The 26710-nt window shown below is 41.1% G+C and carries 19 protein-coding genes and 2 pseudogenes; 2 read left to right on the top strand and 19 right to left on the bottom strand.

The genetic code is table 11. The features are described from left to right. Nucleotides 1–2: 2 nt before the first annotated feature. The 5 genes from ABES02_RS23210 to manA all read right to left on the bottom strand — a co-directional run bounded on the left by ABES02_RS23210 (nucleotide 3) and on the right by manA (nucleotide 6105). Nucleotides 3–1823 carry a sensor histidine kinase gene (locus ABES02_RS23210; protein ID WP_430140078.1) on the bottom strand — a complete coding sequence of 607 codons (1821 nt, stop codon included), beginning with the start codon at nucleotides 1821–1823 and terminating at the stop codon, nucleotides 3–5. A 35-nt stretch (nucleotides 1824–1858) separates the two neighbouring features. Further along, nucleotides 1859–2740 (bottom strand): carbohydrate ABC transporter permease, encoded by an 882-nt coding sequence (locus ABES02_RS23215; protein WP_430140080.1) that lies wholly within the window; start codon nucleotides 2738–2740, stop codon nucleotides 1859–1861. Between the two features lie 16 nt (nucleotides 2741–2756). Further along, nucleotides 2757–3632: a carbohydrate ABC transporter permease gene (locus tag ABES02_RS23220; RefSeq protein WP_430140082.1), complete on the bottom strand. Its 876-nt coding sequence runs from the start codon at nucleotides 3630–3632 to the stop codon at nucleotides 2757–2759. A 60-nt stretch (nucleotides 3633–3692) separates the two neighbouring features. Continuing rightward, nucleotides 3693–4973 carry an extracellular solute-binding protein gene (locus ABES02_RS23225; protein ID WP_430140084.1) on the bottom strand — a complete coding sequence of 427 codons (1281 nt, stop codon included), beginning with the start codon at nucleotides 4971–4973 and terminating at the stop codon, nucleotides 3693–3695. 187 nt (nucleotides 4974–5160) lie between these two features. Continuing rightward, nucleotides 5161–6105 carry a mannose-6-phosphate isomerase, class I gene (manA, locus tag ABES02_RS23230; RefSeq protein ID WP_430140086.1) on the bottom strand — a complete coding sequence of 315 codons (945 nt, stop codon included), beginning with the start codon at nucleotides 6103–6105 and terminating at the stop codon, nucleotides 5161–5163. 207 nt (nucleotides 6106–6312) lie between these two features. On the opposite strand from manA, the gene ABES02_RS23235 reads away from it, so the two are divergent. Continuing rightward, nucleotides 6313–8253, top strand: a complete 1941-nt coding sequence (locus ABES02_RS23235; protein WP_430140088.1) for a BglG family transcription antiterminator — start codon at nucleotides 6313–6315, stop codon at nucleotides 8251–8253. Between the two features lie 188 nt (nucleotides 8254–8441). Beyond that, nucleotides 8442–10297: pseudogene (locus ABES02_RS23240) on the top strand (fructose-specific PTS transporter subunit EIIC). A gap of 218 nt (nucleotides 10298–10515) precedes the next feature. On the opposite strand, the gene ABES02_RS23245 reads toward ABES02_RS23240, so the two are convergent. The 14 genes and pseudogenes from ABES02_RS23245 to ABES02_RS23310 all read right to left on the bottom strand — a co-directional run bounded on the left by ABES02_RS23245 (nucleotide 10516) and on the right by ABES02_RS23310 (nucleotide 26648). Continuing rightward, entirely contained in the window at nucleotides 10516–11304 is a 789-nt protein-coding gene (locus ABES02_RS23245) for a 5-deoxy-glucuronate isomerase (protein ID WP_430140090.1), read from the bottom strand. Then, a pseudogene (locus ABES02_RS23250) lies at nucleotides 11297–12153 on the bottom strand (class II fructose-bisphosphate aldolase). The gene ABES02_RS23245 and the pseudogene ABES02_RS23250 overlap by 8 nt, the downstream one beginning before the upstream one ends. Before the next feature lie 11 nt (nucleotides 12154–12164). After that, a complete protein-coding gene (gene iolE, locus ABES02_RS23255; protein ID WP_430140092.1) occupies nucleotides 12165–13061 on the bottom strand; it encodes a myo-inosose-2 dehydratase in 897 nt (298 codons plus the stop codon). 14 nt (nucleotides 13062–13075) lie between these two features. Next, nucleotides 13076–14995, bottom strand: a complete 1920-nt coding sequence (gene iolD / locus ABES02_RS23260) for a 3D-(3,5/4)-trihydroxycyclohexane-1,2-dione acylhydrolase (decyclizing) (RefSeq protein ID WP_430140094.1) — start codon at nucleotides 14993–14995, stop codon at nucleotides 13076–13078. Nucleotides 14996–15084: 89 nt separating this feature from the next. After that, nucleotides 15085–16548: a CoA-acylating methylmalonate-semialdehyde dehydrogenase gene (locus ABES02_RS23265; RefSeq protein ID WP_430140095.1), complete on the bottom strand. Its 1464-nt coding sequence runs from the start codon at nucleotides 16546–16548 to the stop codon at nucleotides 15085–15087. A 50-nt stretch (nucleotides 16549–16598) separates the two neighbouring features. Then, nucleotides 16599–17600, bottom strand: a complete 1002-nt coding sequence (gene iolC, locus ABES02_RS23270; RefSeq protein WP_430140097.1) for a 5-dehydro-2-deoxygluconokinase — start codon at nucleotides 17598–17600, stop codon at nucleotides 16599–16601. 27 nt (nucleotides 17601–17627) lie between these two features. Further along, a complete protein-coding gene (gene iolG, locus ABES02_RS23275) occupies nucleotides 17628–18653 on the bottom strand; it encodes an inositol 2-dehydrogenase (protein ID WP_430140099.1) in 1026 nt (341 codons plus the stop codon). Nucleotides 18654–18783: 130 nt separating this feature from the next. Beyond that, nucleotides 18784–19788: a LacI family DNA-binding transcriptional regulator gene (locus tag ABES02_RS23280; protein ID WP_430140100.1), complete on the bottom strand. Its 1005-nt coding sequence runs from the start codon at nucleotides 19786–19788 to the stop codon at nucleotides 18784–18786. Nucleotides 19789–19967: 179 nt separating this feature from the next. Next, complete coding sequence (locus ABES02_RS23285) at nucleotides 19968–20690, bottom strand: glucosamine-6-phosphate deaminase (RefSeq protein ID WP_430140102.1); 723 nt, start codon at nucleotides 20688–20690, stop codon at nucleotides 19968–19970. A gap of 212 nt (nucleotides 20691–20902) precedes the next feature. After that, nucleotides 20903–21871: a carbohydrate ABC transporter permease gene (locus ABES02_RS23290; protein ID WP_430140104.1), complete on the bottom strand. Its 969-nt coding sequence runs from the start codon at nucleotides 21869–21871 to the stop codon at nucleotides 20903–20905. Between the two features lie 14 nt (nucleotides 21872–21885). Next, nucleotides 21886–22815: a carbohydrate ABC transporter permease gene (locus ABES02_RS23295; RefSeq protein ID WP_430140106.1), complete on the bottom strand. Its 930-nt coding sequence runs from the start codon at nucleotides 22813–22815 to the stop codon at nucleotides 21886–21888. 60 nt (nucleotides 22816–22875) lie between these two features. Beyond that, the gene (locus tag ABES02_RS23300; protein ID WP_430140108.1) at nucleotides 22876–24201 is read right to left on the bottom strand and encodes an extracellular solute-binding protein; all 1326 of its coding nucleotides are present in this window, start codon (nucleotides 24199–24201) and stop codon (nucleotides 22876–22878) included. Between the two features lie 114 nt (nucleotides 24202–24315). Beyond that, nucleotides 24316–25710: a 6-phospho-beta-glucosidase gene (locus ABES02_RS23305; protein ID WP_430140109.1), complete on the bottom strand. Its 1395-nt coding sequence runs from the start codon at nucleotides 25708–25710 to the stop codon at nucleotides 24316–24318. Nucleotides 25711–25733: 23 nt separating this feature from the next. Further along, nucleotides 25734–26648: a carbohydrate kinase family protein gene (locus ABES02_RS23310; RefSeq protein ID WP_430140110.1), complete on the bottom strand. Its 915-nt coding sequence runs from the start codon at nucleotides 26646–26648 to the stop codon at nucleotides 25734–25736. Between the last annotated feature and the right edge of the window lie 62 nt (nucleotides 26649–26710).

Raw genomic sequence — 26710 nt, forward strand, 5'->3', positions numbered from 1 at the left:
TACTATTCACCTTGCTCATTTGGAATATTGCCATTCTTTTGAAGCTTAAACCGAAGACGGATCCAAGCCCCTTCCACAGTGTCGAGCTGCTCCATTCCCGCCCCTTCTCCAAAAGCCAGTTCAAGCCGCTCCTTTAAGTTTTTAAGGGCATAGCCATGCCCGGTTTCCGTGCTTTCCTTATCTCCACTCGCTGAATCATCATGATTCAAATCACTTTTCGCTTCACCATTCAGTCGTTCAAGGTCCTGTTCTTCCTTGGAAAAGCCCCATCCATTATCGATGACATCCATCCATATTTCATCATCGTGTTGGTAGCAGCGAATCGTAATAATCCCTTGTCTTGGCAGATTTTTAAAACCGTGAAGAATACTATTTTCAACTAAAGGCTGCAGGACCTGCTTGATGATATTGACATTTTTTATTAGGTCATCGTAATAAAGGCGGTAATCCAGGCGATTGCCTAAGCGGCTCTTTTGAAGCTCCAAGTAATTTTGAATATAAAGCATTTCTTCTTCAATCCGTACCCACATTTTCCCCATGTTTAAATTCATCCGGAAAATCGTCGACAGCCGTTCAATCTGCTGTCCTGTTTCCATTGCCTTCTCGAGTCTGGCAGTCCAGCGAATCATATCAAGGGTATTGTATAAAAAATGCGGATCGATTTGACTTTGAAGAGCTTTTAATTCTGATTCCTTTTGCTTGATCTTCAGCTTTAACTCCCTGTTAATAAAGGTTTGAATTGTCTCTACCATTTTGTTAAAACGCATCCCCAATTTTCCGATTTCATCCTGAGAAGAGACACTGACGTTGGCGGTAAAATCCCCTTTTTCCAGCTGCCTTGTTTGCAGCGTCAACTCCACGATTCTTTTGATAAAAGAAAAATAGTAGCCGATGAACGCAATCACACCGAGAAGAATCAACAGAACGATCATTAAAATAAATAATCCGCGCACATTATCCAAGTTGTTAACAACTTCGTCCTCATTCACCATCGCAACCGATACCCAATCCGTTCCTTGGATTGCTTTTTTCACCGCTAGAAAAGCAATACCGTTGGATTTATACCGCAATGTTTTATTGCTGCTAGTTTTCACCCAGTTGATGACCCTTTTTTCAGGGAAGGGCTTCCCGACAGAAGAGGAGTCCGAATGAAGAACTACGTCCCCCGCCTTGGTCATTACGAAAAAGCTGCCTTCCTGTTTCAGCGATTCTTTTTCAATCGTGTTATAGAGCTTCGATTGATCGAGACGAATCCGTACCAACCCAATAGGCCGATTAATATGATTAATATCGTTAATTTCTCTCGTTAAGCTGATAATCGACTTTAGCTGTTTCCCTTCTCCCTTGGCAAAATAGGAGCCGCTCCACACAGGCTTCCCTTTTTTATCCCTTGCTTTCCGGTCGAGGGCCTCTTCGTTTCCGGATAGATGGAAGCCAAACTCCAAGTCGGTTCCGTTTTTCCCTTTTAAAACAATCGAATCAATGTACGTATTGCTCATCAATTGAAAGGTTAAATACCCCTTTATTCCTTCAACCGCCTGTTTATAAGCCGGCTGGTTCGTATCGTTTTTTTCAGAGGTAAAGAAGGCTCTGAAATTCTGATCAAAAATCATAAAAGAGGACATATTTTGTGTCGACTGAATTATCGAATTCAGGTTATCTTCATTTTTTTCAAGCCTGCCAATCGTATTCGTCTCTGCCTGCTGTTTAAAGGTATTGGTGGTTTGATAGTAAATAAACCCGCCAAATAACAGGGTAGGCAATGTGATCAACACTAAAAATACGATGACAAACTTTTTGGTTAATCCCCAGTTTTGGAACATAGGACATCAGCCTTTAACATGTATTACCTATATTATTAACCTTTTACAGCTCCAGCTGTCATTCCTTTAACAATTTCCTTCTCCAAGAATAGATAGAAAATAAGAATCGGCAGCATGGACATCGTTAATCCAGCCATTTGAGCGCCATAATTCACCGTAAACTGGCCGGCAAAGCTGGCAAGACCTAGAGGCAGCGTTTGCAGCGTTGGGTCATTGATTAACACAAGGGCAAATGAAAATTCATTCCAGCTATGAATAAAGTTCAAGATAATCACGGTCGCAATCGCCGGACGGGACATTGGCAGGATAATCGACCAGAAAATCCGGAAAATCCCGCAGCCATCCATGACAGCAGATTCTTCAATATCCTTTGGAAAAGCCTTCATAAAGCTGGTCAGAATAAAAATGCTGATCGGCAAATTAAAGGCGATATAAGGAAAAAGGAGCGTAATCGGGCTATTTAGCATTCCTAAATTTTTCAATAAAATAAACATCGGAACAAGTGTAGCGTGAATGGGAATCAGCATTCCAAAGATAAAGAACGTATAAACGATTTTTTCCCCTTTAAAGCTGAACCTAGATAAGAAATACGAAGCCAGAGCACCGATTAACACCGTGATAATCGTAGCGACCAAACAGATAAAAATACTGTTTCTAAATAGAACTCCTAAATTGGCTGTATGCCAGGCATCGACATAGTTCTGCAATACGAATTGTTTGGGGAACCCAAATTGGTTCACGGAAAATTCTTTTTCGGATTTAAAGGAGTTAATGACCATCCAAATGATCGGATAAGCATTTATGATTGAAAAAATAATCAACACTCCATAAATGAGCGTATTTTTAATTCGTCTTTGCTTCGACGCCGCATTTAATGCTAACGCAGGCTGCGAAGCTGGTTTAATCGTCGTTTCCATTGCTGTGACCTCCCCATTAAACCATTTTTTGGCCCAATAGTTTTTTAACGATAAAAATCAATAGGAGACTAAAGAAGAAAATGACAACCGATACGGCGCTTCCGTAGCCATATTGCAGATTGGTAAAGGTTTTATTAAACATGTAAAGAGCCATTACTTCCGTGGAATGCGATGGACCGCCATGAGTCATGACATAAATCAAGTCGAATGTCCGCAAGCTTCCGGATATACATAAGATAATCGCGACAATGATCGTATCCCAAATCATCGGTACGGTAATTTTCCAAGTTGTGGTCCATTCTGACGCCCCGTCCATCCTTGCTGCTTCTAGCACTTCTTCCGGAACATTTTGCAGGGCGGCTAGGAAAATGATTAAGTAAAGGCCCACGAATTGCCAAATGACCGTAATACAAACGGAAATCATCGACCATTTCGTGTCGCCAAGCCAGTTTTGCGCGAGCGCGTCTAACCCGACTGCTCTTAAAAGCTCGTTGATTAACCCATCTTTTGTGTTATAAATAAGGTTCCAAGTAAGCGAGACTACAACAGTTGATAACACAACCGGCATGAATCCGATTGTTCGGAAGATCTTGATGCCTTTCAACTTCCGATTCAATAAAAGGGCGATAAATAAAGCGATGGGTACCTGACCTAAAACGGAGGCAACCACGACGAACATATTATTTTTTATTGATCTCCAAAACAATGGATCGTCGAACAAGTTCTGAAAGTTTTGGAGCCCGACAAACTTCATTTCATTAAATCCGTTCCAATCCATAAAGGAGTAATAAAACGACTGGAGGATTGGATAAATCGCAAAAACAACATATATAAGCAAGGCTGGCAAGAGTCCGATAAAAATCGCAGCTCTTCTTTTCCCTGTTAAATGCATAGTCATCTCCCCTATGTGATGACAGGTTGCCTAAATGCTAGGCAACCTGTACTTTTTCCATTATTTCTTTTGCTGTTCTAATTGTTTTTCCATTTCAGTCGCAATATCTTTAGGTGATTTTTCGCCAATTGAGATGGATTGTAAACCATTATTGATGATGTCTGTTAATTCCGGTGTTAGGGTTGCGTCATAAACCGGAGCTAGACCGCCTTGTGCAAAGCTATTTGCTTCTTTGTAGATGGCTGGGATGCTGTCATCCAATTGAACATTTTCAGGAACAACGATGTTAGACTTTGCTAATTGCTGATACATTTCATCGCTATAGAAGAATTTCAAGAACTTAAATGCTGCTTCTTTTTTCTTTCCAGAAAGGTCTTTATTAAGGGCAATACCTCCGCCGGCAACACCAGAGATTTTCTTGATATCGCCTTTGCCATCAAAGCTTGGGAATGGAGCTACTCCGATTTCGCCAATGTTTTTCACACTATCAAGAATTGGACCAATTGCCCAAGATCCAGCAAAGTGCATCGCCGTTTCGCCGCTGTTAAACAGTGTTCTAGATTGAGCTTCATCGATTGTATTAAAGTCTTCATTAAATGCCTTTGATTTAGCTAAATCGTCAATAACAGATAAAGCTTTGACGAATCCCTCGTCTTTGAACGAGCCATCGCCTTTCAAAGTGTTTGGCAAGTAATCGCTTCCAGTGAAACGGTCGCCAATGGTTGAAATATAAACTGATTGTAATGGCCAAATCGCTTTATTACCTAAGGCGATAGGTGTAATTTTCTTCGCTTCTAAAGCCTTGATTAAAGATGTTAATTCTTCGTATGTTTTAGGGAACTCGTTGAAACCAACTTGCTTCAGCATATCTTTATGATAAAAGATTAAGCTTGTTTCACTGATATTCGCTGGAATCGCATACTGCTTGCCGTCTACCTTATAGTCCTTCATGATTCCTGCAGGGATTTTATCCTTCCAAGTATCAGTGATTTCATCAAGCGGCAATAATGCATTTCCTTCTACTAATGGCTGAATACGTGCGCCCGGCCAAACCCTCATCATATCAGGAAGCTGTTTTCCTGCTGCTTGTGTGCGAAGCTTTGTTTCATATTGATCGTGAGGAATACTTTCAATCTTTACTTGAATATCCTTGTTTTCCTTATTGAACTCGGCAATCATATCTTTATACACTTTGTTCTCTGGACGATCCTCTGTCCAGTCATTCCAAACCGTCAGCTGAGTCACCTTGCTTTCGGAAGATGCCTTTTCCCCATTGCCGCCACAAGCAGCTAAACTTAAAGTAAGCAAAACACTACCAGCGATAGCTCCAAACTTTTTCATCTAAAAGTCCTCCCTTTGATAAAGCGTTTACATTGGTAATTGTAACAGCTTACATTTTTTGTACATATCCCACAAAATTCGAAAAATATCCGAAAATTTACGAAAAATACTTTGGGGGCGAAAAAACCTTGGGGACGGTTCTCCTGGCTTTTTAAGCCAGGAGAACCGTCCCCAAGGACCTTGATTTTTACGTATGCGAAACAATGATTTCACAATCGCCATCTATTTCAAATTCACCAAATCCAACAGGAATAATAAAGTGGGTTCCCTTTCCTAAATCATACTTCTCACCATTATGAGTGAGTGAACCTTGGCCCTTAATGACACTGAAAAGTAAATATTGCTCTTCAAATGCGAACGAAGCCTTTCCATGGACATCCCATTTATAAACAGAGAAGAACTCAGATTCAACATACGTTGTAACCGTGGCATGATCGTGTTCCATTACCTTCGGTGAGTTCTTTGCATCCTGATGAGGAACAGTCGTCACCTCAATTGCTTTTTCCAAATGAAGCTCCCTTAAATTCCCTTCTGCATCCCGGCGGTCATAATCATACACACGATAAGTGGTGTCAGAGCTTTGCTGTGTCTCTAACACTAGCGTTCCTTCACACAAGGCATGGATGGTACCACTTGGTACATAGAAGAAGTCTCCCGGCTTAATCTTGACGCGGCGCAGCAGGTCATTCCATTTTCCTTCTTGAATCTGCTCGATTAATTCTTCCTTTGTTTTAGCATTATGCCCAAAGATCATATCGGCATCTTCTTTGCAGTCGATAATATACCAGCATTCCGTCTTACCCAGTTCCCCGTTCTCATTCACCTTTGCATAGGCATCATCGGGATGAACCTGGACAGATAAATCCATATTGGCATCCAATATCTTTGTAAGTAAAGGAAAAACCTCCTCCTTCGGATTCCCGAAAAGTTCAGGATGCTCTCGCCAGAGATTGTCCAAAGTAGTGCCAGCATATGGACCGTTTTCGATGACCGATGGTCCGTTCGGGTGAGCAGAAATAGCCCAGCATTCCCCTGTGATGTCTGATGGAATGTCATATCCAAATTCCTTTTTTAGTGCAGTCCCTCCCCAAATTCTCTCTTTAAAAACAGGCTTTAAAAATAATGGCTGCATAAATGCTACCTCCCCAATATGTAAAGTAGATATAAATATGTGCATGGATAAAACTATCAATTAATTCCATTCCCAAGAATACTCCAATTTCTGAAAAGAATCAAAAAAAATTTGTTTCACCATTTCGATGGTGACAAGCATTTAAGAATATGTTACCATTCGACATGTTTCACAATACCCCCCCACCCCCTAGTTGAGGTGATTCCATTGAACGACCGCCAAAAGGCGATGTTAAAAATTTTACTTGATGCGGGCAATAATTATTTATCTTCGCATCAGATTGCTGACGAGTTGGATTGCTCAGAGAAGACAGTCCGGAATGATTCAAAGATACTTGATCAGTGGCTTAGCAATCATTCAACTGCTGCACTTTCCCGTAAGCCAAATATCGGCTTCCGACTAGAGATTAGTGAAGCAGAAAGAAGTTCTCTCTTAAACAAGCTTTACAATGTTTATGCCGTAAATGATGAAATGGAAGAAAAAGAACGGCTATATTCCATTCTGGAACTGTTACTCATCAAGAAAAAGACGGTTACCATTCAGAAGGTGGCAGAGTTGTTTTTTGTCAATAAAGCCATCGTTAAAAAGGATTTCGAAAAGATTGAAGCCTTTTTGAAAAAATCCCAGCTAAGTCTAACTACGAAACGAAAATTAGGTTTAGAAGTAGAGGGAAGTGAGCATGATTGGCGATTGGCCATTTCGAAAATTCCATCATTCATCGAAACAGACGAAACCAACAGCATGGTCTTTTGGGAACAATTATTTGAAATGCAGGAAATAGCTGCAGTTGGGCTTGCTCTAGAAGAGGTTAATCATTCACTATCTAACCCCTATACAGACGAAACCATACACAGCCTGCAAAAACATATTCTTATTGCCGTAAAACGGATGAAATTAGGGAATTCCATCCCAATGATGAAATCCGAAATCCAACAAATTCGTAAGAATAATGAATTCCAATTAGCAGAGAAAACGCTTAGAAAGGTAGAGACACTGTTTGCTGTTCGTTTTCCTGTAAATGAAATTGCTTATATCGCTTTTCATTTTATGGGAGGAAAAGTTCAAAAAGCAGTGTTTGGGGGAAGCCACATTGGAAACGAGATTCAATCCTTGACTTCTAATCTAGTAAGTCGTGTCTCAAGCAGAACTCATATGGATTTTTCAAAAGATGAAGATCTCCGGTTAGGATTAAGTGTTCATTTACAATCGACCATGAATCGTCTAAAACATCATTTATCTGTTTCGAATCCCATTCTTGATCCGATTAAGCGGATGTATCCTTATTTGTTTGATGCCGTAGTAAATGAATTGGTTCACTTAAATAAAGAATTACAGTTGCATTTACCCGAGGAAGAGGCTGCCTACCTTACTCTACACTTTCAAGCATCACTCGAAAGAATGCAAAAAAGAAACGGCAGCAACAGAAAAACAATCATTGTGTGCCCCATGGGAATTGGTGCATCCGTGCTGCTTCGAACAAAGCTAGAGCGGAAATTTCACTCATTGGACATCATTGATACGGTATCCATTTACAATATCCATCACTATTCAGCAGATGATATTGATTTCATCATTTCGACCATACCTATTCCCAATACAACTTTACCGGTTTTTGAGGTAACTCCACTATTAACAGCGGAGGATCAAAACAAATTACAAGCATTTATTGACGATTTACACGACATACCAGCTGAAAGCCCTAATCAAGTTGAGGGAGACTTCCCTAATTTACGAGGGCTCATCAATGAACATAACATTTTAATCAATCTAGATTTCGGTCATCCCTATGAAATCATTGAAGCACTAGCCTTAAAATTGTTGGAACACGGTTACGTCAAAGAAGACTATATTGAATCAGCCATTATTCGTGAGCAGCATTCCTCAACCAATATTGGCGGTGGAATCGCGATACCACATGGTGACCCATCCTACATAAAAGAATCTGCCATTGCAGTAGGGGTTCTAAAGTGCCCCATCCTTTGGGGAAAGGAATATGTTTCCCTTGTCCTGACATTAGCCAAAAAGCCAGGTGAGAAAGCAAAAACCAAAGACTTATTTACCGAAATAGGCAGCCTTTGTGATAACCCTATGCTAGTCAATAATCTTATCAAACAGAAAACTCCAATGGACTTTATAAAAAGTCTGTGAAATTAAAGGGGACGGTTCTCAGGGTTCAAATGAGGTTAATTTGTGCCACAAGAACCCGCCCCTTGGTCATTGGTCATATTAAAACGACTTTTTCCGCAATATGCGGTAAACATTCATCCTTAATGAAGGCGATTTCAGATGTATAAATAATACATAGGAATCAACACTTATGTAGGAGATGAAAATCTATGAAGCTTTTAGCCATAACATCATGCCCAAACGGCATTGCCCATACTTACATGGCAGCGGAAAACTTGCAAAAAGCTGCTGAGAAGCTTGGTCATCAGATGAAGGTAGAAACACAAGGCTCCATCGGTGTGGAGAACGAATTGTCCGCACAAGAAATTCAAGAAGCAGATGCAATTATTATCGCAGCCGATAAAACGGTAGACAAATCACGCTTTGTCGGAAAAAAATTACTCGTAACTGGTGTTCAAGACGGAATCCGTAAACCCGACGAACTCATTACCAATGTATTAGCTGCCGACTTCCCTGTCTTTAAAGAAGAATTAAAATCAGTTGATCAAATCAAAAAAGAAATGAAAGATAAACAAAACCCGATTTATCGCCACTTAATGAATGGTGTATCGTATATGATTCCATTCGTTGTTGTCGGTGGTATATTAATCGCATTAGCACTAGGTCTTGGCGGTCATCCTACCGCAAAAGGAATGGTCGTTGACCCACACTCTATTTGGAATTCCGTCTTAAATGTGGGTGCAGCATCGTTTGGTTTCATGGTTCCCATTTTAGCAGGATTTATTGCCATGAGTATTGCGGACCGTCCTGGATTAGTACCTGGTATGGTCGGTGGATATATAGCCGCACATGGTGAATTCTACAGCAGCGAGGCAGGCGCAGGATTCCTTGGCGGTATTATTGCAGGTTTCATCGCCGGTTATGTAGCAAAATGGATTAAGAGCTGGAAAGTACCAAAAATGGTACAGCCAATTATGCCAATCTTAATTATCCCGATTCTAGCAAGTGCCGTCGTTGCCGCAGTATTTATTTTTATCTTAGGAAATCCAGTAGCAGCAGTATTCGCCGGATTAACCGACTTCTTAAATGGTATGCAAGGGGCAAGTTCAATTGTTTTAGCATTAATCTTAGGAGCGATGATTGCATTCGATATGGGGGGCCCAGTGAACAAGGTTGCGTTCTTATTCGGTTCAGCGATGATTGCAGAAGGAAACTATGCGATTATGGGACCTATTGCAGCAGCTATCTGTATCCCTCCTATCGGAATGGGTCTAGCTACACTAATCAATAAAAAGAAATATGAAGATGCAGAACAGGAAGCAGGAAAAGCAGCCTTCTTCATGGGCTTATTCGGTATCACAGAAGGGGCCATTCCATTCGCCGCAAAAGATCCGCTTCGTGTAATACCTAGTATTATGGTAGGTTCTATGGCTGGTGCCGTTATTGCCATGCTAAGTCATGTAGGTGACCATGTTCCACATGGCGGACTCATTGTGGCAGCATTAGGCGCCATCGATAACGTTGTCATGTTCTTAATAGCCATTATAGTTGGGGTAGTTGTAACAGCGTTTATGGTAAACGCACTGAAAAAGAATGTGGAGTGATTGAAATGAAACTAACAGATTTAATCAGTTTAGAGCTTATTGATACAAACATCCAAGGAAGCACGAAAGAATCTGTTATTGATGAAATGATCGAAAAACTAGATCAAGTTGGAGCCATTAACTCTAAACGGAAATTCAAAAAAGCCATTATCAACCGTGAGAAAGAAAGCACGACAGGAATTGGCTTCAATATAGCGATCCCGCACGGTAAATCAAAAGCAGTTGTTAAACCATCAGTTGTATTTGGTATCAAAAAAGGCGGCGTAGATTGGCAAGCCTATGACGGAACACCAGCTAAACTAATCTTCATGATCGCCGTCCCAGAAGAAGCGGCAGGCAACGAACATCTTAAAATTCTTCAAATGCTTTCACGCAAACTCATGAACGAAGAATACAGAGAACAACTGCTTGCTATTGAAACCAAAGAACAAGCCTTAGAATTGCTGGGGCAAATAGAATAAAAGAAATTAAAAAGGTGTCAGGCACCATTCGTGGACAAACCCTTCGGTTTGTCCACGTGGTGCGGACACCTTTTTTTATTCAATCATACATTTTAACTTTGTCTTGACTCATTCAATGATTGATGGCCAAGCAGGAGAGCTCCAGTAATTCCTGCACGATCGCCCAATCCGGGACTTTGGAAAAAGATGAAACAATATCGGTTCCCATGCTCTGTTTTTTACTTTTCAGGCCAGATTTTCGCATCAGGCTCTAGCAGCCATTTATGCTCTTCCTCCATAATCCGATCCGTCCAAGGATTATTTTTGAGATGGCGAATCATCCAGCAAAAGTACATGGCATATCCTGGTGCAGTCGTTTGCGGGTGATCGAGGTCCCCAGGTATCGTAATATAGCTGTTATGTTCAACGCGATATGCCTCGGGTCCAACCATGGCACAACCAAACCCTTGTGGCTTATCAAATCGATAATAATACACCTCAGGCTGGTCATGATGATGCGGCGGATAGCTTGACCAGCGGCCGGGGTAGGAAATAACCTCTCCGATAACCAGATTGGAATATGGAGCATTGTTAAAGTCAAAAATAGTCCGGATCACCCGTTCTGCCGTTCCGTTCCAAACACCCTCACCAGCAACGGCACTCGAACAATCTTTCGGCGTATATAACTTTGCTTCAAAGATATTTTCATTATCCGTTTTCTGAACAAGAACCTCACTGTTCCCCATTGCCGTGACCTTTACTTCCACCTCTTTTGGAACATGCAGGCACCATGGGTCTTCATCAAAAACACTCTTGCGCTTTATTTCGTGTGAGTTCTCGTTCCATTCCAAACGAACCGCTCCTTCAAGCAAAAGAATGGCAGTCTCTTTTTGTCCGTCAAACAGCACCTCGATTTCTCCCTCATTTAAGGTGTAAATACCTATATCTTGCAGCATATCAGAATGCTTGCTTTTCATATCTGTAATCTTGGTATAGCCATGTTTTAATTCACCGAGCTTTTCATACATATGCTTTTACCTCCTCGACACGCCCATCACTTTGGAACATACGGATATGACGTTTTACATTTTCTGCCGCTGCTTCAATCACAGATTCGTGATAGGAAAAATAATTATGGAATGGAGCTTCTTCATTAACCCTGTTGACAACTTGGTTAAAGGTTGAAGTAGCCACATTAATTTTCCGAATGCCATGGTGGATACATTGACGGAAATCCTTCTCGGAAATACCCGAACCTCCGTGAAGCACAAGCGGAATATCCACTTCAGCATGGATTTCTTCTAATCGATCCATTCGTAAATGAGGGTCTCCTTTATACATCCCGTGTGCATTTCCGATGGCAATCGCCAGTGCATCAATCCTTGTTTCTGCAGCAAATTGCTTGGCTTCTTCCGTTGAAGTGATTAACACTTCAAGATCCACTGAACCATCCTCACTGCCGCCAACCTGTCCGATTTCTGCTTCAACTGTCGCCCCATATTCACGAGCAATAGCCGCGATTTTCTGGGTCTCTGCAATATTTTTTCCAAGTGGATGATGGGATCCATCATACATAATAGAAGAGAAGCCAATTTCAAGTGCCTCTCTGACCTTTCTTCTGACAAGCCATGATCAAAATGAACAGCTGCCGGGACCGTTGCTGCTTTAGCTGCTGCTACCATCGCCGGACCAATAATATGGAGGGGAGAGTGCTTCAAACGCACTTCCGCAATTTGCAAAATAAGTGGTGAACGAAGCTCCTCTGCCGCGCGGACAGCTCCCATGACCATTTCCATGTTCGCAACACTAAACGCCCCAACACCGTATTGATGTTCCTGCGCATGTTTAAGAATCTCTTTCATCTTTACTAATGTCATCGTCTTACTCCTTATAGTCCGCTAGCTTCACGAATGTAATGGCGGGCTTTCAAGGCATACTCAAAAGGATTCGCAATCGAAGGATCCTGTTCGGCCTCTACCACAAACCACCCTTTGTATCCGGCAGCATCTAATGCCTCAAAAACGGGCTTAAAGTCAATGACTCCATCTCCAGGAACGGTAAAAACTCCAGCTTTAACCGCTTGAAGGAAGCTTAATCTGTCTTCACGAACCTTTTTGGCGACATCAATTCGTACATCTTTTAAATGGACATGATGAATACGATCCATATGCTTATTTAATACGTATAAATAATCTTCACCAGAAAAAACAAGGTGACCCGTATCGTACAGAAGCGATACTTTTTCAGGATTCGTTTCTGCCATCAGCCGGTCAATTTCCTCTGTCGTCTGGATACCAGTACCCATATGGTGATGGTATACAATCTTCATGCCCTTTTCAGAAGCAAGATCCCCAAGTAAATGCAAACCTTCGATTAACAGCTGCCACTCATCTTCTGTAAAAACAGGCTTTTGCTCAAAGAGCGGTGTCTCGTTTTGACCTTGAATACTATTTCCTTGTTCAGATACCACAATGACCTTAGCACCCATTTCATGTAAAAAGTCACGGTGTTCGATAAATGCCATGGTAGTTTCCTCAAATGGTTTTGAAGTTAAAAAGGCACTAAACCAAGCACTTGCGATTTCCAGTCCCCGCAATGACAAGGCCTTTTTTAGCACCTCCGGATTTCTCGGGTATTTATTGCCGACCTCACTTCCGGAAAAACCTGCAAGTGCCATTTCACTAATACATTGTTCGAACGTCACTTCGCCGCCAAGCTCCGGCATATCATCATTTGTCCACCCGATTGGCGCAATCGCCAACTTTACTTGATTGTCCTCAAACATTCATACTCCCCCTATTAGTACGCACGCGCTTTTTCTAGATTCGCTTGGTTACTCTCATACGCCTTCTTGATGCTATTTTTTTCCGAGACTTCAGCCACTCCAACGTTCCACCAGGCTCCGTAGCCATGTGTCATCGTTTTAGGCAATACTTTAATGTCAATTAATGTACTGACCTTCTGCTTTTTCGCGTCCATCATCGCTTCTTCTAATTCTTCCATTGTGCGAACAGAGTAAGTTTTTGCCCCATAGCCTTCAGCGGCTTTTGCAAAATCAATTTTCATGATCGCACCGTCTAATTTTCCTGTTTCCGGATTCCGTTTGCGGAATTCGGTAGCGTAGCTGTCCATGCCATTCTCCATCTGTAAATTGTTAATACAGCCAAATCCAGAGTTATCGAACAAAATGACATTAATCTTTTTGCCTTCTTGAAGGCTTGTCACAAGTTCAGAATGGAGCATCAAGTAACTTCCATCGCCTGTCATCGCGTACACTTCCTTGTTTGGCTCAGCCAACTTCACACCTAATGCACCGGCAATTTCATACCCCATGCAGGAATAGCCGTATTCCATATGATAGGTGTTACGAGCTTGGGAAACCCACATGCGCTGTAAGTCGCCCGGCAAACTTCCCGCCGCACCAACAATTACAGCATCGTCATCAAGCAGTTGATTCACTTTGCCAATTACACTAGTTTGGGTCAGTTCAGATTGAAAAACTTCATTATATTCAGGCAGCTTATCATCCAAATGTCCTTCGATTTCCGGTGTGAAATTTTTTCCATATGTAACCTCATAAAGGCGATTCAATTCTTCTGCCCATTCTTGCTTCGCTTCCACGATTTCAAATCGATAGCCGGAAACATAATTTCCTAGCTTGGAGGAAATGGCCTCAAGACCAGCCTTTGCATCAGCAACTACCTTCACCGCATCCAATTTCGCTGCATGGAATTCTGATATATTAATAGTGAGAATGTCCGCCGTACTAAACAGCTGCTTGGAAGCGGTTGTAAAATCAGTAAAGCGACTGCCAACCGCAATGATTAGATCTGCTTCTTTTGCAATGGAGTTAGCTGCCGAATTTCCTGTTACGCCAAGTCCACCAAGGTTCAGCGGATGTGTACTTTCAACTGCACTTTTGCCTGCCTGTGTTTCCCCAAAAGGAATATGAAATTTTTCAGCAAATTGCAAGAAAGTATCAGCCGCTTCTGAATAGCGTACACCGCCGCCTAAAATGAAGAATGGTTTCTTTTTGGATTGAATGAGGCTGACAGCATCCTGTACGCTTTCCACAGATGGCTGCCGGCGTTCGATTCGATGAACCCTCTTTTCAAAAAATCTTTCTGGATAATCCCATGCCTCACCTTGTACATCCTGTGGCAGGGCAATCGTTACAGCACCAGTGTCAGCAGGGTTGGTTAAAACACGCATGGCGTTGATCATCGCAGACATGAGCTGCTCTGGCCGGTTTACACGATCCCAATACTTACTCACAGCCCTGAACGCATCATTTGTGGAAATAGATAAATTATGTGTTTGTTCAATTTGCTGCAGGACTGGGTCAGGCTGACGAGTTGCAAACACATCACCAGGAAGCAATAGAACGGGGATATTGTTCGCCGTTGCTGTAGCAGCGGATGTAATCATGTTGGCAGATCCCGGCCCGACAGATGCGGTGCAGGCCATAATCTGTTTGCGATGTTTCTGCTTAGCAAAGGCCATAGCAGCATTTGCCATTCCCTGCTCACTCCGTCCTTGATAAACATCTAAATCACCTGGATTTTCTTCCAGAGCCTGACCAAGTCCAAGCACATTACCATGGCCAAAAATCGTAAAGATCCCTTTTACAAACTTATCTTGCTTTCCATCAAATTCTACATATTGCGCGTTTAAAAATTTTACAAGTGCCTGTGCTGTTGTCAACCGAATCGTTTCCACTAGGTGATCCTCCTTTTAAATAATCTCCGAAAAGAAAAAGGGAGCGGCACGGATTTTTTCCCTCCCACCACTTCCCTTTTATTGACCGTTTACTTTAAATAACGGGCCGTAAGCATTTTCTTTCTTGTGTAGAATTCGACACCATCCGGGCCATTTGCATGAAGATCGCCGTAGAAGGAATCTTTATAACCTGAGAATGGGAAGAATGCCATTGGTGCTGGGACACCAACATTGACGCCAAGCATCCCTGCATCCATAGTTTCACGGAACTGGCGTACAGCTGATGCACTGTCTGTGTATAGGCATGCCCCGTTTGCAAATGGGGAGGCATTGGCAAATTCCACTGCTTCTGTTAAATCCTTCACGCGGACGACAGAAAGCACTGGTGCAAAAATTTCATCCTGCCAAATCTTCATTTCTTGTGTTACATGATCAAATATGGTTGGGCCAATAAAATAACCATCACCTTTTACCGCCTCGTCCTTACGGCCATCCCTGATGAGGACTGCTCCCTGCTCAACGCCTGATTCAATATAGCCGAGGGTCCGCTCTTTATGAGATTGACGAATAACTGGTCCTAGGAAAACACCTTCTTCTAGTCCATTACCGATGATCATTTCATCTGCAGCTGCTTTAAGCTTGGCAATCAGCACATCTGCTACGGATTCTTCCACCGTGACAACAGCCGCCGCCATGCAGCGCTCGCCTGCTGAACCGAAAGCTGCACTGGTAATTTCCTTCGCAGCTACATCCAGATTGGCATCCTTTAAGACGATGGAGTGATTTTTTGCCCCTGCAAGTGCTTGAACTCGTTTTAAATTAGCAGCACCAGTCTTGTAGACATATTCTGCCACAGGTTGTGAACCAACAAATGAGATAGCTTTAACAAGTTTATGTTCAAGGAGACCATTTACCACATCATGGGCACCATTGACGATATTCAACACCCCTTTTGGAAGGCCAGCTTCTTCAAACAATTCCGCTAAACGAGCAGCAAGAATCGGAGTCCGTTCAGATGGTTTTAATACAAATGTATTTCCACAGGCAATCGCTAACGGGAACATCCAGCAAGGGACCATCATCGGGAAGTTGAACGGAGTAATTCCGCCAACTACTCCAAGTGGATAACGGTACATGCCAGATTCGATATTTGTTGCAATATCCGGAAGCTGTTTACCCATCATCAGAGTTGGAGCACCTGCAGCAAATTCTACACATTCAATGCCGCGCAGGACTTCACCGTGTGCTTCTGTATAACTTTTTCCATTTTCTTTTGTAACAAGCTTCGCAAGCTCATCCCAGTTTTCCACTAAAAGTTGTTGATATTTGAAAAGAATCCGTGCACGTTTTGGAACGGAAACCTGAGACCATGTTTGAAATGCTTCATGCGCCGCTTTTACAGCCTGGTCCACCTCTTGCTTAGTAGAAATTGGTACGATGGCAAGCTCCTCTCCTGTTGCCGGGTTATACACTACCTCTGTTTTGTCTGATGTCGACTCGACCCATTCGCCGCCAATAAAATTTTTCAAGGTTTGTACTGTTGTCAATGTCATCTGAGTAACTTCCTTTCTATTTTAAAATCTACCAATATCAAAAAATAGCATTAAGCCAATTCATAAACAGCCGTTTCCAGATGATGCTGCAGCTCTTCCATTGTTGGCATCGCATCGGAGCAGCTATGGCGCGAAATGACAATCGATGCCGAAGCACTGCCCATCTTCATTGCCTCTGATACGTCCTTCCCATTCATAAGGCCGTAAATGAAGGCCGATGCATAAGAGTCACCTGCGCCGAATGTCTTCAAGACATTGGTCCGGAAAATGCCGCTTCGGTGGGATGCCCCATCTTTTGTATAGGCAATCGAGCCAGCACCACCATGTTTAATCACAACCAGCTCGGCGCGGTGGGAAAACCAGCGGGAAGCCGTGTAATGGTCATCTGATGCTTTCACATTTAACCATTTTTCCATCATGTCGAATTCTTCACGCGTCCCAATAATACAATCGCACTTTTCAGCAGCCAGGTTATAATATACAGCTGTTTCCGCTTCATCCGTCCATGTGTATGGACGATAGTCAAGGTCAAAGAACACCGTTACGCCGTGTTTCAATGCATATTCTAGCGCAACAAAAACAGCCTCACGTGATGGACTCTTTGCCAGAGCCGTACCAGAAATCAACAAAGCCTTTGATTTCTTAATATACTCCTCATCGACTTCAGATGGATGCAGCTTCAAATCCGCTGCATGATCGCGATACATCAAAATACTGCAATCTTCCGGACTCTTAATTTCTGTAAAAGCGAGCCCCGTTACTGCTCCAGTACGATCAATTTTTACACCAGCTGTGTCAATCGCATTCTTTTCCAAGTAATCCGTTATGAAACGGCCCATTTGGTCGTCCGATACTTTTCCGATAAAACCTGTCTTTTGACCGAGTCTAGCTGAACCAATCGCAATATTTGCAGGAGATCCGCCAACATACTTCGTAAAGGTTCGCGTCTCCTCCATCGGACAGTTCGTTTCATTAGCATTCAAGTCAATGCATAGCCGCCCTACTGCAATAAGATCAAGCGGCCGCTCTTGTTTAAATTTCAGCGGGTTCATATTCCTTCTATCCTTCCCAATAAAAGATTAATAGATTGCCGTGGATTGACCAACCTGATCCAGCTTAACTGGCACTCCAGTTTCAAGTGATTGTCTTGCTGCTTTTGCAATCCGTTCTGCTTGCAAACCATCAAAACCGCTGCATACGACTGGTTGATTCTCGAGGATGGCAGTGGCAAACTCTTTTACTTCACCTATGTAAGCCTGTGTGTATCGTTCTAGGAAAAAGTACAATGGCTTCTCTTTGGAAACATGTTCTACAGTAGATACCTCGACCGTATTTGCACGGTTATTATCCGCTTTCGCGGCGCCTTTATCTCCAAAAATCTCCAAGCGCTGGTCGTATCCATAAGCTGCGCGGCGGCTGTTCTCAATTACTCCGAGAGCACCATTTGCAAACTTCAAGGTAATGATAGCCGTATCAATATCTCCAGCTTCACCTATGGCTGGATCTACTAGCACAGCCCCTTTTGCAAATACCTCAACCACTTCACTGCCCAATATGTAACGAGCCATGTCAAAATCGTGAATCGTCATGTCCATGAATAGCCCGCCAGAAGATTTTATGTATTCTACATTTGGTGGCTCTGGGTCACGTGATGTAACGCGTAAAATATGTGGATTGCCAATCTTTCCTTCTTGAACGATCTGTTGAATTTTACGGAAGTTCGGGTCAAAGCGGCGATTAAAACCAACTTGAAGTTTTACACCCGCTTTTTCTACAACTTCGAGTGCCTCTTTCGTTTCTTCCACAGAAAAGCTGACTGGTTTTTCACAGAAAATATGTTTACCTGCTGCAGCTGCTTCTTTAATTAAAGTCGCATGGGTATTGGTAGGTGAACAAATGAAGACAGCATGAATTTCCGGATCATTTAGAATGTCATAATAATTTGTGGTCAGGACTTCAATCTGTCTTTCTTTTGCCCATGATTCAAGATGATTGATTTCAATATCTGATACACTTTTAACTCGAAGCTGCGGAATACCTCTCAAATTATCAGCATGTATTTTCCCAATACGACCCGCTCCGATTATCCCCACATTAATTATCATCAGTTTTTCCTCCCTTTAAGTGAATAAATTAGCGCTCATCTTAATAAGATGATTAGGTTAAGCGCTTAACTAAATGTTTTAATGAAAAGCTGACGATTGTCCTCGGTCAGCTTTTTCTGTTCAACAACAGCTAGTTTCTTAAATTTCTTACAGACTCCCTTTCAACGAGTGACGGAGCAAGCATAATCCGATGCAAAGACCTGCCCGGCTTTTCAATCGATTCCATCAACAGTTGAATCGCATATCGAGCCAAATCAGGAATTGGCTGTGCGATTGTCGTCAATCCAGGGTCTGCAATTTCCGCATAAACCGTGTTATCAAAGCCGATTATCGAAATATCATGCGGAACCGAAAATTTCTCTTTGCGTGCCTCATTAAGAAAGGAAACGGCAATTAAATCTGTCGTTGCAAACACGGCGGTTGGTTTATTCTCCAACTTCAATATTTGCTGGGCGGCTTTCTTTGCCTCTTCTATCTTAGATTTTGAATGAATCACCAAAACGTTATTAAAGTCCATTCCATCATCTAGCAGTGACTGCTTCAATCCTTCCAGACGCAGCTTACCGCTGGCTCGATCTGATTCGGTAATCACGGCAATATGCCGATGTCCTTTTTCCAATAAATAACGGCCAGCCAGATATCCTCCTCTTACATCATCAGTGGTCACAACATGCGAGTCGAGTGTCAGATGGTCAAAGGAAAACATAATAAAAGGAATATTCCGGTTCTGAAGGTGTTTGAATTTGTTCAAATCCTTTGGTTCAGTTGCGATGATAATGCCGTCTACTTGTTTTTTTAAAAGCAGCTCCAAATAATCATGCTCCCGTTCCAGTTGATAATCCGTGCTGCACAAAATAATCGTATAGCCGCTTTCCCTAGCATTGTTTTCAAGTGCCCTTGCTACTTCAGCAAAAAAAGGGTTCGCGATATCAGGCACAAGCACACCAATGGTGAAGGTTCTTTTTCCCGTTAATGCTACGGCAACAGTGCTCGGCTGATATTCGAGCTTCTCCATGATTCCCATGACCATTTTTTTGGTTTTCTCACTGATTCGCCCAGTATTATTTATTACTTTGGAAACGGTGGCAATTGATACATTTGCTTCTTTGGCTACATCATAAATCGTTGGTTTCATGTCATACTCCCTCTTGATGTTTATCAATCTTCCGCGAAGTGTTTTTTCATTTAATGTTATTTTATCGTCTTACTGATTAAATTTTTCATGCTGCAGAACTTCGGAAAGCTTCACTTTAGGGAAAGCGCTTACCTTATAATCATATTATATTTTCAATTTATTAAAATTTCAATATACTTTCACAATTCATTTGCTGCATTTTCGTCAATTAGTAATGTACTATTGGGATGCAGTTTTGCAATCGTCGCAGGTAAAGATTCAGAGATTTCTTCCTGAACTATTTTTTTTACTATTTTTGCTTTTTGTTTTCCGGAGGCAATTAAAATTAAACGTTTTGCTTCTAAAAAATGTTTTAATCCTAAGGTAATTCCTTTCTCTAGTTTAACTTTTTCTGAAAAATATTTTTGTGCTACTATTTTGGTCGTTTGAGACAACTCTATGATTTGTGAATAGCTGTTAAAACTGCTGCTAGGTTCATTTAAACCCAGATGACCGTTCATACCGACACCTAATACTACTAAATCAAGCGGTCCATGATGGTTTAAATATTGATCCATTTTATGGCACTCTTCTATTAAATCCAAACTCCGTGCGTTAAACTCGATAGTTTGGTGGTCTTTTATGAAAATTGGTTTATATAAATATTCATTCATATAATATTGACAGCTTCCTTTGGTCTCTCTCCCCATACCAACCCATTCATCAAGTCCAATAAATTTAAAATTCAAAGTGGCCAAGTCTTTTTCAAGTAAATTTTTTGAAATTTTTCTGTATGCCCCTAGAGGTGTGTCTCCAGATGGAAGACAAATTAATTTTTGGTCCGGTGTCGTCATATATGATAAAATCTCACCAGCTAATTGTTGTGAAAGTTCATCATAATCAAGAACTTTAACTATTTCCATTCTTTCTCCTCCATTGTAAAGCTTAGAATCCGGAAAATATCGTTCATTTAGAAAGCTGTATTTATATTGATGAAACGTTACGAAAATCACACTCTTATCGCCATAGAAAGCCAGTACCTAATAGATAGGACCGGCTTTTTTGTTGTTTAATCCTTATTTTCTTTTAACTGCTTTAGTCCAGCGTAATCATCTTCAAACAACCTTTTTCATTGTTACTCTTTCACTCCTCCTGATAATCCACCGATAATGTAGCGATAGAAAAATAAAGAAATTAAAACAGGAGGAAAAGAGGCAATAAAACCGCCTGCAGTCATCAATCCCCAATCAATACTGTGCTTTCCAATAAATTCTCTAATGACAATGGGCAATGTTTTTGACGCAAAAGTTTGGGAAAACGCACTGGCAAACATAAATTCATCCCACGCAAGTAATAACGTAAATATAGCGGTAGTCGCAATGCCAGGCATAGCCAGTGGGAGAATGATTTTGAAAAAGCTGCCCATTCTAGAACAACCATCAATATAGGCTGCTTCTTCGATTGCTTTTGGAATCGTTTCAAAATATCCGGATAGAATCCAAATGGCAAAAGGCAGTGAAAAAGTAGTATAGGAAATAATAAGCGCCCATGTAGTATCAAGTAATGGAACAGTATGAAAGATTACAATATTAGTAAATGGAATATTTACGGTAATACCATCTCTCATCATAATGTATAAAGGTACAATAATGGAGATCGATGGCAATAGCTGCATAGCCAAAACAGTAAATAACGCAGAATTCCGAAACGGAAATTGAACCTTTGAAAAAGCGTATGCTGCAAATACACCCAAAAACAGGGTAAAAAAAGTGGTGCCGATCCCAACAACCGTACTATTTTTTAAAGCCGCAAGAAAATCTGATGCTCCACTGCCGGTTAACAATTTTCGATAGTTTTCGAGTGTAGGAGAATGAGGGATAAGGTGCCCACTTATTAATTCACTTGTACTGCTTATAGAAGAAGTAAATAAATAGATAAATGGTGAAAGTGTAAATACAGCAAGTAAAATCAAACCAGTCCACAAATAAAACGGCGGGATTAGGTCAGTCCCTTTCGGTTTAAACAAGCGTGTTCTTAAACTTGGTTTGGAAGAAAACTCACTAATCGAAGTTTGAGTTTTTTGCTCGATGATCTGTTCTTGCATGTTTATCCCCCCTTTTAGGACTCCTGTGAGTTTTTCTTCAGCATCCGGATATAAAGAACAATGAAAATCAAAATAATGCCAGTTGATACCCATGCCATTGCTGAAGCATCACCAAGATAAAAATATCGGAATGCTTTATTAAACGTTAAATATGAGATAGAAGTAGTCGGATCACCAGTAAATACGGTAAGAATGTCATACACACGGAATGCGGCAATCGTTCTTAATACAACTGCAATCATCAGAATCGGCCAAAGTTGTGGAATCGTGACATACATTAGCTTTTTCCAAAATCCGGCTCCATCGATCATCGCAGCTTCATATAGATCGGGTGAAATCGATTGTAAACCGGCTAACAGGAGAAGGGTCATAAAAGGAGTCATTTTCCATATATCTGCAAGGGTTGCCACATTAACGATGTTATGAGCACTAGCTAACCATAATGGATCACTTCCCTCGCTCAGCAAATGAATTTTATGGAGGATTACCGTCATTGCTCCATTCCCTGACTGGAAAACCCATTTCCAAAGCAAACCATTTACAAGGGTCAACATGGCCCATGGAATGATAATGATCGCGCGAAAAAATGTTCTTCCTTTAAACATTTGATTTAATAACAAAGCACTAAATAACCCAAGGATTAACTCTGCAGCAGTCGATATGACAGTAAAATAGCCTGTAAAATAGGTTGAAACCCAAAAATCCCTATCCTTAAATAATTTTACAAAGTTATCAAGACCAACAAAGACAGCACTGGAACCATCCATTAAATTATATTTAAAGAAGCTCCAAACCAAGGATTGATAGATTGGATAAATAAATGTTTTACCAAGTATGTAAAAGGTCGGTAATAACAAAATAACTGCAAAGAGAAGATCTTTCCGTGAGCGCTTGTCTGTAAATATCCTCGTCATGCTTTTTCCTTTTGTCATGGGCCCTTCCATGAAATATCCCTCCTATGATGGAGTAAGAAGCGGTTACTCTTAACCGCTTCTTTTCTCATTCTATTTTGATGACTCAATTGATTTTTCGATTTGTTCAGCCGCAGAATTCAAAGCATCTTCTGGGCTCTTATTGCCTAATAATGCTTCATGAAGTTCTGCAGATAGGATATCTGCCCATTCTACATAACCTGGTGCATTTGGACGATTATGGCCATAATTAAATTGTTCCATAATTTTATCTATAGTTTTAGTAGTGTCGGCAGCTTTTAAATCCGAGTCTTGATACATCGCTTCTACAGTTGGATAATTTCCGCCATTTTTAAAAAGCGGCAGCTGGAATTCCTTCGTACTCATCCATTTTAAAAATTCTAATGCCGCTTGCTTATGTTTACTTCCATTCATAAGGGCAATTCCTTCTGAACCTGTAACAGCGGATGACACAACTGAACCTTCTCCAGGCATAATTCCCACATCGGTTTGGTTAACCACTTTAGATTTAGAAGAGTTATTTAAGTCAGGATACATTCCTTCCCAGTTGGACATCATCGCAATTTTACCAGCAGCAAAGGCATTTTTCACATCATCTTCCGTCCATTGCAAACTCGCCGGATCTACTGTTTTATCTTTATTTACGAGATCAGTCATATACTCAAGTGCTTTTAAGCCTCCGCCTTTATTAAAAGCCGGTTTTCCATTTGCATCAAAAAATTCTCCGCCAAAGCCATAAACAAGACTTACGTAATCACAGGTTAACCCTTCAGATTGTTTCCATGACCATGCTGAAGCATATGATCCGTTTTTCGTTAACTTTTTAGATACTTCCCTAAATTCATCCCAGGTTTTCGGTGGCTCGCTGTAACCAGCATCGGCCAAAAGCTTTGTGTTCCAATAAAAGTGTTTTGTACTTGAAAAAAATGGCATAGCTACAAGCTTTTTATCATACATCACTGAACTTAACGATGATTGTGTAAAGGTCTTTTTAACATCCTCTGGAACAACCTTTGTTAGATCATAAGCAATATTACCTTTTAAGAATTGTCCAGCCCAAATAGTGTCCATTTCGGCTAAATCAATGTTTGAAGAATTAGACAACGCAGATGTTGTGATTTTATTATAAAGAGAGTTGTAATCCACTGCGACTTCATTCACCTTAATACCGGTTTCTTTCGTGAATTCCTCTAGGAGTTTTGCACGAACGCCATCTGAATCCACCCATAACAGACTAATTTCCTGGCCTTTTAAATTTTGCTTGTTGTCCCAGCTAATTGTTTGTTTGTCTTCTTTCTTACTATCTGAACTATTGCTGTTATTCGTCGGTGCAGCACTACAACCTGCAAATAGAATGGAAGCGGTTAGTAGAGTTGAAAATACCTTTAATTTTTTCATGGGTAGTCCCTCGCTTTAATTGAGTTCGTTCGAATCAATTTCGGTATCTGTCTTTTCTTATTGTAATCTGTTATTAATACTAGATTAATAGATAAATAGCATGAATTTCACAAATTAGACGCTAATTGTTTTATCAGTAAACTGCGGGAGATACTCTTTATGAACCTGCAAATACTCATCTAGCATTGATTTTGCTACAGTATAGGACGGTACTAACGGATGCACTGTTAAGGCATTTACTGCTGCTTCATAATCTCCTTTGACAGCGGCCTCTACGGTTAATCTTTCATATGTTTTGACCGGTTTAATGAAAGACATCGCAATATCGGGTACTTCTCCGATCGCTAATGGGAAATAACCATTTTGATTGACAAGGCACGGTACCTCTACCACATCGTCATCATGCAGACCGGAAATTGTTCCCTTGTTTGGTACATTTAGAGTTAATATTTGCTGCTTATTATTGACGATGCTCTTAATAATATTTAGAGCTAGTCCCTCATATCCCTCTTCTTCAAAGGTGATATCCACTTCTTCTTCATGTTCGTGGACATCATGGACAGTTCCAGTCGTTTCACGGGACATATACGTGCTGTGTCTTGCTTCGAGTGTTCCATTATAGTCGGCCCAAGCTTCTTCGATTTTTCCATCTTTTACGAGCTCAGTCAATCGGCCAAGAAGCGGTCGATTTAATTTTACAATTTGTTCACCGCGGGTCTCATTTACATTCAAAATATTTTTAACCGATTGGTTTTGATAATAGAAGTAATATAGATATTCATTCGGTAACATACCCATATTTCGGATTAATTCCGGATCAAAAAAGCTAAATACATGGGAAATACGAGAAAGTTGTTCGTAGTTTTCTAGTATTTTAGGAAGCTGGTCTTCCCCATCAAGGCGAACAGCAGGAACCCATCCCAAATGATTTAAACCAAAATAATCCACTTGAAGTCGTGTGTGCGGAACTTTTAAATATTTACATAGTGCATTTTTAATACCAGCATGTGCGTCGCATATACCGATAACCTTTTTATGGTGTCCGTATGTATTAAGTGCTTGAGCAAGAAGACCCGCTGGATTTGTGAAATTTAACAACCAAGCATTTGGTGCTACCTCGTTGATAATTTTTGTATATTCAATCATAACAGGGATTGTTCTTAGTGCCATTGCAAAACCGCCTGGCCCTGTAGTTTCCTGACCAAGAACTCCGTGTTTTAGGGCAATACGCTCGTCGTTAACTCGCCCTTCCTCTTGACCGACCCTTATAGCAGAGAAGATAAAATCTGTTCCCTTAACGGCTTCACGGATGTCAGTTGTAAAAGAAAGTTTAATATCTGCGTTATTTTTTTGAACTAAATATTTTGAAAGGTTCCCCATAATCGATAAACGTTCTGCATCGGTATCAAAAAGGGTAACTTCATCAAACGAAATATCCTTATGTTTAAACAAACCGTTAATGAGAAGAGGTGTCCGCATTCCGGCACCACCAAGAATTGTAAGCTTCATCTTTTTTCCCTCCACCAATTTTTTTATTTAATACATTGAAAATACTCTTTTTCTACTCTTTCCCAGGTAGGACTTGTCTTTGTTCCTCCCAGACCTTCAACCGAGCAGCCTCCACAGAAATTCCCGAGCCTAACTGCCTCTTCGATCTCCATTCCTTTCAAAATCCCTGTTAGAACTCCAGCTACAAAAACATCGCCGGCTCCGGTTGTATCAACCGCTGTTCTCTTAAATCCTGAGACGATTCGTTGGGAGCCATCTTTCTTTAAAAGAGCACCTTCTTCACCTAGTTTAATAATGGTCCTATTATTTATCTTACTTAAAACGTCCATTGCTTCTTGGGCGGAAGTTTCGCCAGAAATTTTTAACGCTTCTTTTAAGTTAGGTGTGAATAAATCACCCATTTGAATAATGTCTTTTAACTTTGGATCACTCAACCATTGGTCATCCCATCCGACATCCAATGAAACGTTGAGTCCTTTCCTTTTTGCCATCTGAATTATTGGAGCTGCATCCGGACTGGCTCCCGTATGTAAAAACTTAGCTTCCGTTTCCCTTATGACACCGCTTACATACTCTTCGAAATTAAAATCACCCAAATCGTCTTGATAAGAGATAAAGGAACGATCTCCTCCATAGTTTAATGCCACAGAAAGCGTCCTTAACGGGTAATCTAACTGCTTCATTAACTCTGTTGATACACCCTCTGCCTCAAGACTCTCTTTCATAAACTTACTCAAAAAATCATTTCCGATTGGAGAAACCATGGCTACTTTTATACCCAGCCTTGACAATGCGACAGCCGTATTGTAAGCAGCACCGCAGGTAAATTCAAAAGCTCCACAATACACTTCTTCACCTGGGTCTGGTATTCTTGGAATGGAAGAAAAGATTACATCTGTAGAAACGATTCCATGAACTAATACTTCATATTTTTCCATTATGTAGTTCTCGCCTCCCTTGATGACATTATGGCTGACTGGCAGCTAATTCATCATGTTGT

This window comes from Neobacillus pocheonensis (assembly GCF_050477905.1).
GTDB classification, from domain to species: domain Bacteria; phylum Bacillota; class Bacilli; order Bacillales; family Cytobacillaceae; genus Neobacillus; species Neobacillus pocheonensis_A.

Coding starts and splice junctions, on each gene's coding strand:
- iolC (WP_430140097.1), bottom strand. CDS start 17,600: ATGAACCCGCTGAAATTTAAACAAGAGCGGCCGCTTGATCTTATTGCA.
- ABES02_RS23210 (WP_430140078.1), bottom strand. CDS start 1,823: ATGTTCCAAAACTGGGGATTAACCAAAAAGTTTGTCATCGTATTTTTA.
- ABES02_RS23285 (WP_430140102.1), bottom strand. CDS start 20,690: ATGGAAATAGTTAAAGTTCTTGATTATGATGAACTTTCACAACAATTA.
- manA (WP_430140086.1), bottom strand. CDS start 6,105: ATGCAGCCATTATTTTTAAAGCCTGTTTTTAAAGAGAGAATTTGGGGA.
- ABES02_RS23225 (WP_430140084.1), bottom strand. CDS start 4,973: ATGAAAAAGTTTGGAGCTATCGCTGGTAGTGTTTTGCTTACTTTAAGT.
- ABES02_RS23310 (WP_430140110.1), bottom strand. CDS start 26,648: ATGGAAAAATATGAAGTATTAGTTCATGGAATCGTTTCTACAGATGTA.
- iolE (WP_430140092.1), bottom strand. CDS start 13,061: ATGTTTGAGGACAATCAAGTAAAGTTGGCGATTGCGCCAATCGGGTGG.
- ABES02_RS23245 (WP_430140090.1), bottom strand. CDS start 11,304: ATGTATGAAAAGCTCGGTGAATTAAAACATGGCTATACCAAGATTACA.
- ABES02_RS23265 (WP_430140095.1), bottom strand. CDS start 16,548: ATGACATTGACAACAGTACAAACCTTGAAAAATTTTATTGGCGGCGAA.
- ABES02_RS23215 (WP_430140080.1), bottom strand. CDS start 2,740: ATGGAAACGACGATTAAACCAGCTTCGCAGCCTGCGTTAGCATTAAAT.
- ABES02_RS23290 (WP_430140104.1), bottom strand. CDS start 21,871: ATGCAAGAACAGATCATCGAGCAAAAAACTCAAACTTCGATTAGTGAG.
- ABES02_RS23305 (WP_430140109.1), bottom strand. CDS start 25,710: ATGAAGCTTACAATTCTTGGTGGTGCCGGAATGCGGACACCTCTTCTC.
- iolG (WP_430140099.1), bottom strand. CDS start 18,653: ATGATAATTAATGTGGGGATAATCGGAGCGGGTCGTATTGGGAAAATA.
- ABES02_RS23300 (WP_430140108.1), bottom strand. CDS start 24,201: ATGAAAAAATTAAAGGTATTTTCAACTCTACTAACCGCTTCCATTCTA.
- ABES02_RS23295 (WP_430140106.1), bottom strand. CDS start 22,815: ATGGAAGGGCCCATGACAAAAGGAAAAAGCATGACGAGGATATTTACA.
- ABES02_RS23280 (WP_430140100.1), bottom strand. CDS start 19,788: ATGAAACCAACGATTTATGATGTAGCCAAAGAAGCAAATGTATCAATT.
- ABES02_RS23220 (WP_430140082.1), bottom strand. CDS start 3,632: ATGCATTTAACAGGGAAAAGAAGAGCTGCGATTTTTATCGGACTCTTG.